At 26.6% G+C, this 15465-nt stretch carries 11 protein-coding genes; 6 read left to right on the forward strand and 5 right to left on the reverse strand.

Annotated elements, in window-relative coordinates; translation table 4 throughout:
- Positions 1–20: 20 nt before the first annotated feature.
- Genes AC0B4T_RS03785 through AC0B4T_RS03795 form a run of 3 tightly spaced genes read left to right on the forward strand, consistent with a single transcriptional unit; the run spans position 21 to position 3726 of the window.
- The gene (locus AC0B4T_RS03785) at positions 21–2087 is read left to right on the forward strand and encodes a S8 family serine peptidase (RefSeq protein ID WP_465103192.1); all 2067 of its coding nucleotides are present in this window, start codon (positions 21–23) and stop codon (positions 2085–2087) included.
- Positions 2077–2841, forward strand: coding sequence for a hypothetical protein (locus AC0B4T_RS03790; protein ID WP_465103193.1), 765 nt, complete (start codon positions 2077–2079; stop codon positions 2839–2841). The genes AC0B4T_RS03785 and AC0B4T_RS03790 overlap by 11 nt, the downstream gene beginning before the upstream one ends.
- A 33-nt stretch (positions 2842–2874) precedes the next feature.
- A complete protein-coding gene (locus AC0B4T_RS03795; RefSeq protein WP_465103194.1) occupies positions 2875–3726 on the forward strand; it encodes a hypothetical protein in 852 nt (283 codons plus the stop codon).
- 170 nt (positions 3727–3896) lie between these two features.
- On the opposite strand, the gene AC0B4T_RS03800 is transcribed toward AC0B4T_RS03795, so the two are convergent.
- Entirely contained in the window at positions 3897–5732 is a 1836-nt protein-coding gene (locus AC0B4T_RS03800) for a hypothetical protein (protein WP_465103195.1), read from the reverse strand.
- 255 nt (positions 5733–5987) lie between these two features.
- Here AC0B4T_RS03800 and AC0B4T_RS03805 point away from each other — a divergent pair, with 255 nt between their 5' ends.
- Together AC0B4T_RS03805 and AC0B4T_RS03810 are read left to right on the forward strand one after the other, a co-directional pair.
- Positions 5988–8033, forward strand: a complete 2046-nt coding sequence (locus AC0B4T_RS03805) for a S8 family serine peptidase (protein ID WP_465103196.1) — start codon at positions 5988–5990, stop codon at positions 8031–8033.
- Positions 8026–8856 (forward strand): hypothetical protein, encoded by an 831-nt coding sequence (locus tag AC0B4T_RS03810; protein WP_465103197.1) that lies wholly within the window; start codon positions 8026–8028, stop codon positions 8854–8856. The genes AC0B4T_RS03805 and AC0B4T_RS03810 overlap by 8 nt, the downstream gene beginning before the upstream one ends.
- A gap of 94 nt (positions 8857–8950) precedes the next feature.
- Here the strand turns inward: AC0B4T_RS03810 and AC0B4T_RS03815 are convergent, their stop codons facing one another.
- The 4 genes from AC0B4T_RS03815 to AC0B4T_RS03830 form a co-directional block, all read right to left on the reverse strand.
- The gene (locus tag AC0B4T_RS03815) at positions 8951–9712 is read right to left on the reverse strand and encodes a hypothetical protein (protein ID WP_465103198.1); all 762 of its coding nucleotides are present in this window, start codon (positions 9710–9712) and stop codon (positions 8951–8953) included.
- 4 nt (positions 9713–9716) lie between these two features.
- Positions 9717–11039, reverse strand: a complete 1323-nt coding sequence (locus tag AC0B4T_RS03820; protein ID WP_465103199.1) for a hypothetical protein — start codon at positions 11037–11039, stop codon at positions 9717–9719.
- Complete coding sequence (locus tag AC0B4T_RS03825; RefSeq protein WP_465103200.1) at positions 11029–11853, reverse strand: hypothetical protein; 825 nt, start codon at positions 11851–11853, stop codon at positions 11029–11031. Before AC0B4T_RS03825 ends, AC0B4T_RS03820 begins: the two co-directional genes overlap by 11 nt.
- A gap of 319 nt (positions 11854–12172) precedes the next feature.
- On the reverse strand, positions 12173–13399 hold the full coding sequence (locus AC0B4T_RS03830) for an MnuA family membrane nuclease (protein ID WP_465103201.1): 1227 nt from the start codon (positions 13397–13399) through the stop codon (positions 12173–12175).
- Positions 13400–13567: 168 nt separating this feature from the next.
- Between AC0B4T_RS03830 and AC0B4T_RS03835 the strand changes: the two genes are divergently transcribed.
- Positions 13568–14683, forward strand: coding sequence for a restriction endonuclease subunit S (locus AC0B4T_RS03835; protein WP_465103202.1), 1116 nt, complete (start codon positions 13568–13570; stop codon positions 14681–14683).
- Positions 14684–15465: the final 782 nt, after the last annotated feature.

The following is a 15465-nucleotide window of genomic DNA, read 5'->3' on the forward strand; positions in this document are numbered from 1 at the left end:
AAAGAAAAAGGATTTCATATATGAACAAGAAAAAATTTAAAAATATTATATTTACATTAGGATGGGTCGCTATAGGTCTTGGAACCTGAGTTTCTTTGAATAATTTGGGTTTTATCCAAAAAGTTAATGCATGATATGATAAATTTTCAGGGAAAAAATTCGAAATTAGGGAGCAAAAAGCCTTTCTTATCCAAAGCGCCAATGCAGAAAATGAGGAAGTATTTCTTAACAATGATTTTGAACTTAAATTATTGTTAAACCCAGGAAATGGTGTTACGGACGAAAAAGAAATTAAAGTATATAATAATAATTTTGTAAAAAAAGTTGAAAGTAATCAATTAAAATATAAATCATTTGTAATAAGTGAAATGATACCTATTGTATGATTTTATTTTGATAATGAAAATGATAGAGAAAAATTTGTTAGTTTTATAAGGAATTGGCAAGAAATTCATAAATTTATTCTTTTTAAAAATGATAATATTTCAGATCTTGAATCAACAAGTGGTAAAAATCCTTATTCAAATCCGTATGGAATATCTGATTATGTTCGAGGACTTGATGAATTTAGAAAAACCTTAGATAATAACAGACAGATCGTTAACATGCCTTTATTTAATTTTGAATACTATAACCACCCAGTAATAAGTATTAATATTGGTGTTATAGAATCATGAGAAAATCCAATTGATAAAAGGTATCTTGAATATTTCAATAACAATATAAGAGTTAATGATTTTAGCTCAAAACCAAAAGACGAAAAGGAAAATAGTTCACATTCAACATTAGTTTCTATGGTAATAGGAGGAATGTACGGTGTCGACAAACATTCTAAAATATTTCTGGAAACATTTAAAAGCTATGATAGTTATTGGACTAAAACGATCGAAAAATTAGCAATATGAGGTGTTAAAATTATAAACCATAGTTATGGTCCTTGGCTAAAAAAAATAGACAAAAAAACCAAAAAAGAATACATAAATCCTCATTATTTTTACAGTTATAATGAAGACTCTTACTTCCTTGATTATATATCACGAAGATATGGCATAATTAATGTTATTTCAGCTGGAAATGAAGGGGAAGACAATAGGCACTTAATTTCAAATGAAAAACTATCATTTAACTCAGTAGTTGTGGGAGAACTAAATACATGATCATCTAAATACAACATACCAAGTAATACTATTAGAGCTACATCTAATTATAAATTAAGAGAAGAATACAAAAATTTAGCTAAACCTTTAGTTGTTGCACCAGGGTTATTATACGATCCAGTATATAATATAAATAAATATACAGCAGGTACAAGTTTTGCCGCACCATTGATAACTGGACTTATATCTAATTTATTAAAATATAAAGAAAATATAAGGTATAGCGATGTAATTGTACCTATTGTTAAATCCGTTTTATCAGCTTCTGCAGTAACTCCAAAGGTCAAGGATTTAGAATACAAAAAAAGTGGTTATGCTGTCAAATATGGTGCTGGTACAGCAGATTTCCAAAAAATGTTAGAAGCCGCAAACAACCATAGAATTGTAAGAATTAAACCAACACAAGATACTGGTTATGTATTTTCAAGTAAAGAAATAAACCTAGAAAAAAGTCAAATAATAAAAGTATCTAGTTCGTGGACTTTTAATGCTGGCGTTTTAGATTCAAATGAAAAAAGACCAGTATACACACCCGATACAAGTTGGTGAAATTCAATAGCAAATTTCTTCTCTCCAGCTAGAAGACAAGCACAAGAAGAAGAAAAGAAAAACATATTAGCCCAGGCAGCACTTTGAGATTTAACTCATAGGAATGAAAGACATATAACTAAAACTGAGATGTTAAGGATTCAAGACAACAGTTGATTTACAGATTATGATTTATATCTTGAAAGGAAGGATGAAAATGGTAAGTGAGTGCAAGTCCAACAAGTGACCTCTTCATTCAGCAATGATGAATTGTTAGAATATATAGCTCCTGAGTCCGGAACATTTAGATATAGAATTTATAAATATACTAAAAACTCATTCTCTAATTCAGTTCATGATTTAATTGCTGTTACGCACGTTGTGAGAGATAATGAAAATTAAAAGATTTTTAACTTTGGTTGCGTGTTCTTTAATTCCGCTAGCACTATATTCATGTTCTGAAAATACAAAACCACAAGAGCCAGAAAGACCATTAACACCACAGGAAAAAAGGGAAGCCTTGGATGATAAAATTAGAGAAATAGGTTTTCATCTTGAAAGAGTTACAACGGAGCACATAACATTTAAGTCCTTTATTCCGGAAAAATGAGATACTAAAACATTTAAAGAAGTAAGGGAAACCACCCAAGTCCAAAAAGTTTTTAATGAAAGTTTTTTCAAAGATTATAAAAATAAAAAAGGTTTAGATCTTATAGAAATTTCTACAAGACAAGATTTTGAAAATCTTATAATCAAAAGATTTAAGGAAATACATAATTATCCTGGAATCAACATAACAGACGAAGATATAAAAGAATCCTTTGAAAGTTTTTATCTAAAAAATCAAGATGTATACAAAGTTTTAGATACAAAAAATATTTATATTGATACTTCGCTTGATGGTTGGTGGGAAGTGGGAATAATATTTTTTATTGATGATAATACCATTACAATTAATTATGTAATGGACCCACACGGTCCACCTGCAAAGCCAGGGGTTTCTGATACATCTGTGAAGTGGGCCGTGTTTAGCCTTCCCAAAAATAAAGAAATAATAGAAAAGACCTTTTATCCAACAATAGAAAAATCCTTTGAACAAAATGCACAAGAGTATATCGATTGATATAATAATAAATTCAAAAAGTATTACAACTAATTTTTATATAATATTTTAAGGAGAATGACCAACATGAAAAGTAAATTTAAAAAGGCATTTTACACCTTATCTTGTCCTATAATAACCATTTTACCCTTAATAACAACTTCATGCATTAGTGACAATAATGATCCTTCTAGAAATCTTATTAATGATCAATATTATAATAAACCCAAAGAGCCTGATGACAATGCTGCATATGAATCCTATTATTCTGAAACTTTACTTGGTGATGGTTCAACTAAAGTTATTAGAAAACATCAACCCCATACATTCCTAGGCTTTAAAGGGAGACTTTGAGATAAAAAATCTATTAAATATTTTGATCTAATACAATACAACCTAATGGATGACACATTTAAAGAAAAAAATAAAGAACTCCTTGCACGTATAGAAGTATTGCAATCCCCTAATCATGAAAAAATGTCTGAGCTTGAAGCTCTTTTATGATCAACAGAAAGACGTTGATCATTAGATAAAATAGTTGAAAATTGGAGAGAATATAATATAGTTAAAAATAGAGATAAAGTCTTCCAATTAATAAATAATATCCATGAATTTCCTCAAGAACATAACGAAGTAAAAGATAAATTCAAAGACGTAGATTTCAATCAAAAATCTATTTTAATCATTAATGGTCTAGATCATACTACCACTGATACCTTTAGAGTAGCAAAAGAATCTGGGATGTGGCTTGAAGCTATTAAAGGCAATGATAAGAAGTTAAGTTTTCATTTTAAATATAAATATGAATCACTCGACAAAACAGTTGCACATGCTTTTGACCACCATGCAACTACTCATATTGTAATGATTGATAAAATAACCTCATGAGATGGATACGAAATTGAAGTTTTTACACCAGGCATTAATGATTATAGATAATTAAACCACCTAGGGATATTTTCCCCTAGGTGGTTCTTTGTAATCATTATATACACAAAAATGTAAATAGTTTTTATAATGATTAGTTTTAAACATTGTGCAAAATAAAAAATATTTGGATTTCCAAATATTTTAGTTTTAGCTAAATAAATTCGATATTTTCTAATAAGTTATTGAAAATCTCAAAAAATCTCTTTTAGCTCTTTTAATTGATAAAAATTTGCTTTTGCCTCACTAGCATTTATTTCTCGAATAAAATCAAATAATGTTTTGTCTTCTACTTTGTCACTATTATTAATTGGGGGAGTAAAAACATATGATTCTAATTCACCTTTTTCATTTACTCATAGAGCTGAGGGAATATTGCTAGGTTTGTAACCTTCGGATCAATATTTTTTTATATTAGCACCAATTCTTATCATTCTATTAACATCAATATGCATTAAAAGAATCATTTTACCAAAAGGAATGTTTAATTCTGAAGTAGACCTTGGAATTTTTAATGCAATCATTCTTAAATCATACCACAATTTATCTCAATTATTATAAGCTGTTAAATCAACATATTTTTTTAATAATTCTGGTTTATCCAGCAATCTAGAGTATTTAGCATAAGTAGCACTTAGTAGTTCTCATGAATATCCTCCATTAATATAAGCATTTAAAGCATCTATATTCTTGTGATCGCCTTTTTTATATTCAGTATCTTGATTTGAATTATTTCCATCTTTTATTCTTCAAATCTTAATTCATAAATTTTCTAAATTGTTAAACTCGGTTTCTAATTTCAATTGTACTTCTTCACGTAATTTATAATATGCATTAATTGTATTGACAAGATCAGATTCATCATGAATGGTGATAGCATTTACATCTTTAACTAAGATAGCACTATAATCATTTTTATATCTAGTTGATGCAGTTTCAACAAACTCATCTAATAAAATGTTCATTTTTCTTTTTAAGTCTTGCAAATGATTATTTTCAGTTTCCAATTTAGCTTTTACACTGTCATTTGAACGATCATAATCATCATAAGCTTCTTTTCATTTTGTTTCGTCATCTAAAGTAATATTGTTTATATCTTTGGATAAAATAACTTTGTGTTGTTCCTTGTAGTATTCTGCAGTTTCTAAATTCCATATTTCTTTTTGTAATTTCTCTAAATGTTCAAATTCTGTTTGCAGTTTCTCTTTTACAACACTATGAAGACCTCTATGTTTACTTATTGCTTGGGATACTTCCCACGAATCGTTTAAGTTAATATTTTCTATGGTTTTATTTAAAATATTAACATATCTATTTTTATACTTGTTTATTTCGTCTTGTATTAAGTTTTCTATTTTTAATAGAAGTTGATTAAGCAGGATTTTTTCTTGAGTTAATTTTGTTTTTGCATTAATGCTCAAATTATTATATGCATTTAGAGCATATTTTACAGCAGTTAGGTTCCATATATTAATAAAATCATTATTTCACCCATTATTAATTAAACCAGTGAAAATACTCTGATTATCATTTTTATATTTAGTAATTTCTTTTTCAATTGCATCTCCTGCTAATTTATATATTTGTTTTTGTAATTCATCCAACAAAGTTTTTACCTGCACTAACTGAGTTTGGGCTTCAATGCTTAACATATAATACTCATTAATAGCTATTTTTACTTTAATTTCATCCAGTGGTGAAATATTTTCAAATGTTGTGTTTAAAACCTCACGATTATTTTGTTTATAAATATTTATTTCTTTTTCTAACTCATTAGAATTTGCAGATTTTTTAGGTTGTATTTGCTGGGTTTTATTATCTTGGGTTGGAATTTCCTCATCGTGCCCAACTTCTGTTAATTTATCAGGATGAGTTACTACACCATCCCTAGGATTTGGACTAATAATTGGGAACGGTTTACTTGGTTTAACTGGTTCGTCAGTTTTTCCACAACTTACTAATGAAATTGGTAATGTAATGGACACACAAGTAAGCATTAAATATCATTTTTTCTTCATAATTCAAATTATATATATATATATATATATATGAAGCAAAAACTAGAAAATCTTGCAGTTACAAATATAATAACTTTTTATGAATATTTTTATTATTACTAATATGCATTAAATTTACTTCACAATACTAAGCTTTAAATATACTATACTGCATATGTAAATGCTTATATATAAAAATTACAATGAACTTTCTAACAATTTGATATAATAAATACATCAAATAAATCCAAAATATATATAATGAAAGAAATGAATATGAAAAATAAACTCAAAACACTCTTTTTAACTTTATTGAGTACTGGTACTCTAGCAACGTATTTTGCTATGCCATTCCACTTTAAACATACAAAACAAAATTCAATATGATATGAAAATATAAATAATAATAAATTGGAAATTAGAAATCAATTTATGACAACTGTACTAAACAATAGTGGTCAATTTAAAAACATTCCAATTAATAATAATTTTGAACTTAAATTATTATTAAACCCGGGTTTTGAAACTGAAAACGAAGAATTTTTAAACAACTTTAATAACGATTTTATAAAAAAAGTTAATGCAAAGGATTTAAAATATCAATCTTTTGAAAAACTTACAACAATGCCTATTGTATGGTTTTATTTTAAAAATGAGAATGATAGAGAAAATTTTGTTAATAACATAAAAGACTGAACTGAAATTTATAAATTAATTGTTTTTGAAAATAAAGATCTAAATAGCGAAGCGCGTGTCATGCAAAATTTTGAGAAAATGGGCTATAGCTACAATCCCTCTAGTTCACAGTATGATTATAATTTTGAAAAATATAAACAAAGTGTTAACAAAAACGCAAATATTGTTAAAGCTACTAATCATTTAAATAATTCCAATATTAATAAAATAGGTATAGTGGAATCTTGAGCCTATCCTTTCCATACTAAATATCAACAATATTTTAAAAGTGGAATTGAAATAAATGAATTAGATAGAGAACCAAGGCCTAGGTGGAAAACTCATTCAACCATGGTATCTATGATTGCAGCCGGACAATACGGAATTGACAGGTCTTCTAAAGTATATTTATATACAGTCACCGGCAATGATAGCTATTGAATGTCTACCATTGAAAAAATGGTGAAAGAAGATGGAATTAGACTAATAAATCATAGTTATGGACTTGCAATGTTCTACGAAGACGAAAAAGGCAAGCAAGTGAAAGTGGAAGATTACTTTAATGGATATAATGAAAATACATATTTCTTAGACTATATATCTAGAAAATATGGAGTAATAAATGTAATTGCAGCTGGGAATGATGGGACTCATGATTACCACTTAATTAGTGAGAATAAATTATCATTTAATTCAGTTGTTGTAGGAGCACTGGACGATTCTGCTTCTGAAAGAGACCTAAGAAAAAATATAGTTGCTGATTACTCTAATTATAGATTGTTGCCTGAATTTAAAAATATTTCAAAGCCTTTAGTTGTAGCACCTGCTTATTTTTATGATCCAGTTTATAACAATAATAATTATTCACATGGAACTAGTTATGCTGCACCAGTTGTAACTGGTTTAATTTCAAATTTATTCAAATATAAATCAGATATTAAAAACAGTGAATTCAGGATTCCAGTTGTTAAGTCTATTCTATCAGCTTCTGCAGTTAGTCCAAAGCACGATAATTTAACCTATAAGTCAAGTGGTTATGAACACAAATATGGCGCCGGAACAGTGGATTTTAAAGCAATGTTAGAAGCAGCAGATAATTATTCAACACTAAAAATTCATCCAACTAATGATAGTGGTTTTGTATTTTCAAGTAAAGAAATAAATTTAAAAAAGAATCAAACGATAAAAATATCTATTTCTTGAATGTTTAATGCTGGTCTTTTAAATCAATCTGAAGTTAGGCCAGAGTATAAAGAAAATACAAGTTGGTGAAATTCATTTTTAAATTTCTTTTCTCCATCACGTAAAAGAAGCCAAGAACTAGAAAAACAAAAAACTATTGCCGATGGTAAAATGTGAGACTTAACTCATAAATCTGAGATTCGTTTGACTCAATCTGAGGCAATAAAACGTCAAAACAACAATTGATTTTCTGATTATGACTTATATTTAGAAAAAAAGGAATCAAATGGAAAATGAGTTGTTGTAAAGATTATTCAGTCTGCAGTAAGCAATGATGAGTTATTAGAATATAAAGCAACTTCTTCAGGGACATATAGATATCGCATTAAAAAGTATGAGAAATATGACTTTAGTAATTCTGTATATGATTTAATAGCAACTACTCACGTGGTTAAAAATGAATAAAATAATTAGAAAATTGCTAACTAGTCTCGCGACTTTAGCAACCCCTATAACTATAACATCATGCAATGATAGCCAACCTGTTGGAAACAAACCTATTCCGCCACAAATTGTTCTAGATAAGCCAGACGAATATTACGAAAATCAAGTTAAAGAAATGTACGAAGTTATTTATCAAATATATGAACCATTTACAAAATCAGGAGTTTTTGCACCTAAAGAATGATTAGAAGAAGATCAAAAAACAATTAAAGAGCAATATAGACAAAAAGGTATTGACACATTTAATATTACTTTTTTTAGTATTTACCCACCTTATTTAGAAGATATTAAACAACAAAAATGACGTGCAGCTGATTTTGCTGGAATAACTACTAAAGAAGATTTTGACACTTATATTATAGAAAGGTTTAAAGAACTTAATAAATCTGAAGAATATAGTGATAGTAGTAAGATTAAAAAATTATTCGAAGAATTATATTTAAATAACCAAGATGCATATGAAGTTTTGAAAACTAATGACATTTTTATAAAAACGCGATCAGATAATGTTAAGACTCCCAACGGTGGATTTATAATTCCAATTTATGAAAATGGTCAAGTAACAATTAATACAATATATTCATATAAAAAACCTGAACCAGTGTGATTTGTTCCCTTAACTTATGATCCCGAGCCATCTCATATTTGAGAAGTATTCTTAATTAAGAAGAACCATACAGCAGAATATAATGTCATCAAAAGACACATTGAAGAGTCTGCTGCTAACTTTAAGGATAAAGTATCACAGTGGTATACAATAAAATTTGCAAAAAATTATTTATAATTTTAAATAAGATTAAGTATCGAGTCTGAAAATAAAGTCAAAAGAAAAGTTAACATTTTCATGTTAACTTTTTCTTAAGCGCAGAACTAAATTATTAAATATTTATTAACTTTTTAAAATTAATATTTTTGAAATTGATTTTTATAAAATCATAAGGCAGGAGCATCATAAAATATATAAATTCTTCTTTAGTTGAAAAAAAATCTTGACCTACATTTGAATAATTAAGATTAACTTGAAAAAAGTATCAAGGTTTTTTTATTTCAGTTATAAATATTTTATTTCTTTTAATATTTAAACTGTGATAAAGTTGTTGAGTTTGGTTGATAGTAATTAAATATTGGTTATCAAGTTTGCTATTTGATTCTCTTCATTGATTAATTTTTTCATTGTTTAAATCAGCAATAGTATCATATTTACTCTTTTGTATAATAGTTTTAAGAACATAAAAAAATTTAATAAATACTACTGTGGAAATTGATAACATAAGAAAAATAGTTTTGTGTGGTCTATGATCTAAAACTGAAGCTTTAATAAAGGTTCTAGCTATAATTAAGAGAATAGCACCTAAAATAAAGCAACATATTTTTAAATATAACGTTGATCTTATAATTTTCTTATATTCAAAATTATAAGATTTGAAAATTCTTTCCAAGGCATCAAAGTATCAATCATGAACTTTTAGTGAGTGCCATTCTAAAAAGAAATTAATTTTCGATTTTTGAACATAGTATAAATATGCACTAAAAATAAAGTTTTTAGTTTTTATTTTTTCATAAAGATAAGTAAATACCATTAGTATAATTCAAATACTAAATAATAATCCAGATGTAATATAAATTAAATTAAAAATCATTATTTTACCCTAAATTATCTTCGAGTGTTTTATTACTATTTTTAGATCTTAGATATTCGTATGTATATGTTTTATTATTTTTTGTTACTGTTCTTTTAACTTTAATGAGATTATAACTAGCAAGTTCAAACTTGCTCATTTCTAACATTTCTTTCCTGCTAAAGATTTTACCATCAATTAAACGTTTAAAGAATATATTGGTGCCACCAGTACCACCATTACTATATGAACCAGTCTGCCTAGTTTCAGAAATAACAACTATCTTATTTAATTTTTGAAACTCAGTTCATCTATTTTTGTTTTGTTCATAAATATTTTTAAGGTTTGTAACTAATTCCCTAGTTCGTTCTAAGGATTTTAGTTCTTTATCTAATTGAACCCCTGATTCAATTAGACTATGTAAATCATAAAAAAAACCAAATATACTTCATTTTTTGCTTACTGAGGCAAGTGCCTTATTTCAAAACATTGAGTTTGTCTTAATTTCCGGTATAAAAGTATTTATCAAATCTATAATTATTTTAATTTTGTCAATATTACTTCCATTTGGGTTGGTTTGATATAAATGCACAGCTAAATTTAAAGACTTTCTGAGTAATTCAATTTTTGTATTAAACCCATCTTTTATATGACTAAGTATATTAGATATTATTCCTGTTGGAATGGATAACAAACCTATTCCTTTATGGACAAACCCGATAATATCAAAAAGCACAGATGCTGCATTTAAAGATACTATTGCAATTTGGTATTTGCTTGCAATTTCTTCAGCTTCTAAAAGTTCGTCATATAATTTACTTGATTCTTGATTTGTTTTTTGAAATTGTTCAAATAATTGATTAAGAACTTTTGAAGTGCCTGGGTCTTCATTTATATATGTATTATAAGAAGTCAAAAGTTGTTTTGGAGTTTTATTTTCTTTAGGTTTCTTGATAGTATTCTTTATAGTACTACTTTTAGTATATTTTACAAGTTTTGAATTATATCTATTAAGTAAATCAATGTCGCTAGAAAAAGATTTTAAATTTAAATCAGCGTTTTTTGCTTCAATATTATCAATAACTTTAGTTGTAAAGTTTAATTTTAAATTATTTGTTTTTTTATCTATTTTTGTTGATAATAGATTTTTAACATTATTTTGACTATGTGTCGTTTCAAGAATTATTCTCATGATATCTTCAAATATCTTAATTTGTTTTGGATCTTGATTTAGATCTAAATCATTAAAATGCTCTTTATTTGGCATAATATTAGAATGAGAAATAGATGCTACATTAGCTAATTGAACTACATCTAAATTAGAAATAAAAACTTTTTTAAATTTCATAATTTCATTCCTTTCTATCATTAATTAAATTCCAAGGAAGAATATTTAAAAAGTAATTTCAATCTTCCTTTGTTTTGAAGATGCTTTTATCACAGGCTTGATAATTAGTATTAAACCTTAGTTTTAATTTCTTGTTGCCTTGGTTCATTACTAGCTTTATATTTTTGTCTTTAAAGTCATTTGTGCAATGGTTATAAATTAAGCCAAATTCTCTATCTCCAGGCAATCTATCATTAACTTCTTTCCACAAGGTTATCAGTTCCTTATAATAATTAGATTCAATAAAAAACTTATTATCACTCATTTTAAGTTGAATAAAAGCATTTATTATCAAAATGCCAACAATGGTAAATATTGAAATTAACCTTACTATATAAAACTGAGTAGATATTTCTGTGAAAAAAAGTGCACTAAAAGCAGTTAAAATTACTATACATAATATAATTAAAACACTTACAAAAGCAACATTTTCTTTTTTCTCTAAATAAACTTCATTAATAAATTTATTATACTTAATTAGTACTAACTCAAGATTATCAAAATAGTTTTTATTAAGTTTAATTCTTTTTTGAACAAAAAATTGCATAGTGTTTTTGTTCAAAATATTAAAAATATGTGCAAATGGTAATTTGCTTTTTTTAATAGAATAATATTTAATTAAAATAAGACTAATTACTAATATAATTATTACAGTTGTTACACTGATAATGATTGTATCTGAATATTCATTAAATAATAATTCAAAGACACTATTACTTTTATCACTGCTATCTCGTTCGTATGGGCCTTTAATTTTTAAAATTGGTGTCTCCAAACTTCCTCCATATTTTATTTATTAAATTATATACTTTAATATATAAAATACCGCTATTTATATATTTATAATATAGTTTAATATTGCTAGATAATGGTAATGGATAGAGTAGTGTAAAATGTTATAAACATAATTAAGAAAATAGAAGTAAAAATACTGCGACAAAGGGGCTTTAAATGAAAAACTAAAAAGATTTTGAAATTAATGAAACAAATTATTTAAAACAACATTTTGGTAATTTAAAAACGGACAGAAAGCTAACATTTTCATATTAACTTTTCTGTCCGATATTAATCATTCCAAGCTTTTTTATAAATTATTAACCCTGTTCAGATTTATTCAATTTAATATAACTGTGTACAAATGTATGGTCAGAAATCCTGAATGACATTTGCCCGTCTGTTATACCTTGGGTGGTGCTTAAATTCTTGTCTGTTTTATAAAGTTCAAGATACTTTTGGCGATCTAAATGATTCTGGAAAGCTTTAAGTAAGTCAAATTTAAAATCTTGTTCACTAGCTTGTTTAAATTCATTCTTAGGATCATATGCAATAAACTTATCATATGGGTTAGCATACGCTTTTTCACTCATTGAACTATTTTGTCATTCAAATGGGCGAGAATTATCACTATAACCAGTTTTATAGCCTAAATTAACGTAATAATTATTACTATTTACAGTATTTTCTTTTTTAATATTAGTATCACCATTAAAGATAACTAGATCTTCTAATTGTTTACTTGGGTAAAAGTTTTTTAGACTTTCAAAAGCATTATGAATGTCTAAAAATTCATTTACTTCTTGCGAACCTTGTCCAGATCATTTAACTCCTTTAATTGTCGGCGATAGTTCTTCTTCAACTCCTTTAGCAGTAGATTTGCCAGGAGCATCTAAATGACCATTAATAATTCAAAACCTTGTATCTATATTTTTTATCTTCCAATACGAATATCATAATGGCCTAGTATATTTAACATCCTTACCATAAAATGCATTATGACCTTTAGTGTCTAAAGGTTCATACAAATCTGGATTATATAAAATAGCATAAGATTCTTTTGAATTAGGCCTTTCAGTTGAATAAAGGCCTAATGGACTTTTAGCTAAAGCTAAAGTTTTATTGTATTTTTCCTTTAAAACTTCGATGACTCTTTCAACTGCAGCTCAATCTTCATAACCTACTTCTTGTACTGATAGAAAATCCACTTTTTCTTTTGCAATTAACTCTGCAACTGCTTGAACTCTAAAACCTAATTTATTTGATGATTTCCCAAAATTAGCTATATTTCAAGAAGTTAATTTTAATTCATCATTTAATGTATTTACATTTGTGGTAGAGTTTGAATTGCTTGATCCTGGGTTTTCCTGTGAACCACTTAGTGGTTTTTGTGGTTGTTCAGGTTTTTTATTATCTTTATTAACAAATTCATTGTATAAAAAATATCCAGCAACTCCGATTGCTCCAACTATCGCTGTTGAACCGTTTATAATTCACATTGATTTTTTATTATTTTTGAATCATGAGGTTTTTTTCTTTTTTGACATTTTATTATTCCTCCAAAATTTTATATATAAATTATTATAAAACATATTATATATTTAATACAAAAATTATATAAATGTTATTTTGGGTGCTAAATATTATAGTTAACCATATATCGCGATTTAATTTATGTTAAAATTAATTTATTATATATTAAAGAAAGGGGTATTATGAAAAAAATAGAGTCTTTAATTAAAGAATTATGTCCTGGTGGTGTTAAGTATAAAAGAATTGATGAATTATTTAAATTAAGTAGGGGAATTGTTATCTCCAAAGATTATATTAGAGATAACCCAGGAGAGTATCCAGTATATTCATCACAAACTGAAAATAATGGTGAACTCGGAAAAATTAATACATACCAATACGATGGGCAGTATATTACATGGACTACTGACGGGTATGCTGGAACTGTATTTTATCGCACTGGTAAATTTAGTATCACAAATATTTGTGGCTTACTAACTCCACTATCTCATAACAATAACCTAAAGTTTATAGCTTATGTACTTCAAATGATAGCAAAGAAATATGTTAGAAAAGGAGTGAATCCAAATGCAAAGCTCATGACAAATGTCATGGCCGGTATTCAAATCCCAATCCCACCCCGCGCGATCCAAGATGAAATTGTGAAAATTCTTGATAATTTTACAGAACTTACCACAGAACTTACCACAGAACTTAAATACCGTAAGCAACAATATGAGTATTACAGAGATAAATTATTAACTTTTGATGATTCAAAAGTTAATGTTGAGTATAAACCACTAAAAGAATTATGTTCAATAACAACAGGTAAATTAGATACAAAAGAAAAAGTTGAAGATGGATTATATCCATTTTATACATGTAATATTACTCCATATAAAATAGACAAATTTGCCTTTGATGCCGAAGCAATAATAATTGCTGGTAGTGGCAGCCAGCTTGCACATGTACATTACTATAAGGGTAAATTTAATGCTAATCAACGAACATATGTTTTACAAGGATTTAAAGACGTTAATTCATTATTCTTAATGCATTATTTAAAAACATATTTAAGAGATTATGTTTATAAATTTACAATTAATTCAGTAATACCTAATATAACTTTGCCAATTTTGCAAGGTTTTTCAATTCCCCTTCCTCCTCTTCCAGTCCAAAACCGTATTGCAGAAGTCTTAAACAACTTTGAGCAAATTTGTCATGATCTCAAAATTGGCTTGCCTTCTGAAATATCCTTAAGACAAAAACAATATGAATATTATAGGGATAGATTATTGAGTTTTAAAGAAGCAAAATAGCAATAATCTATATATAGTTTCTCGCTATTTTTTTAGTTTTATATAATGTATTTTATATAAGTGTCTTTGAGAAACATTATAACAAACCTAAACTATGATATATTTGCATATCTACAATTTATTAATAAATTAATATTCTTCAACTCTATAAATAAAATATTGAAGAATCAATTTTATAAAAAGGAATAAAATTAAACTATCCCTTCAAAAATGAGAAAAAATAATAAAGTCCTACTTACATTTTTAGGATCTGGTCTTTAATAATCAATGTATACTTGTATACATAATATAGAGTTGAATATAATTAATGATCAAAAGATAATAAAATTGGGGTAGGCCTATTGAAATGAAACTAAAATGCTTTTAACTAAGGAAGTAGTACCCACCGATATTTGTAAAAGATCCGGCAAGATTATTAAATGACCAAAACGAATATGATTATTATCATCTACAAAAATATAGTAATAAACCTATTAAAATAAATAAAAATAATGAATCTATTCCTTTAATATATTCATCTAAGAACCTTAAAAACACTATATATATTTTTAAAACAAAAGAAGATTTTATAAACTTGTTTAGTCGTATTAGCACTTAAATTCACTTGTTCCCAAATGAAGAATTAATACTTAAAAATTTTAATGATTTATTAAATAAAATTAATTTTTAAACACAAGACCTAATTTTATTAAATAATTATAAACAGTGCATTCATGCCTACACAAGGTGATCGCCATAAGATAGTTGAGATATTAAAAGATTACTCATACAATGAAACAACA

It is taken from the genome of Mycoplasma sp. 10961 (genome assembly GCF_055523525.1).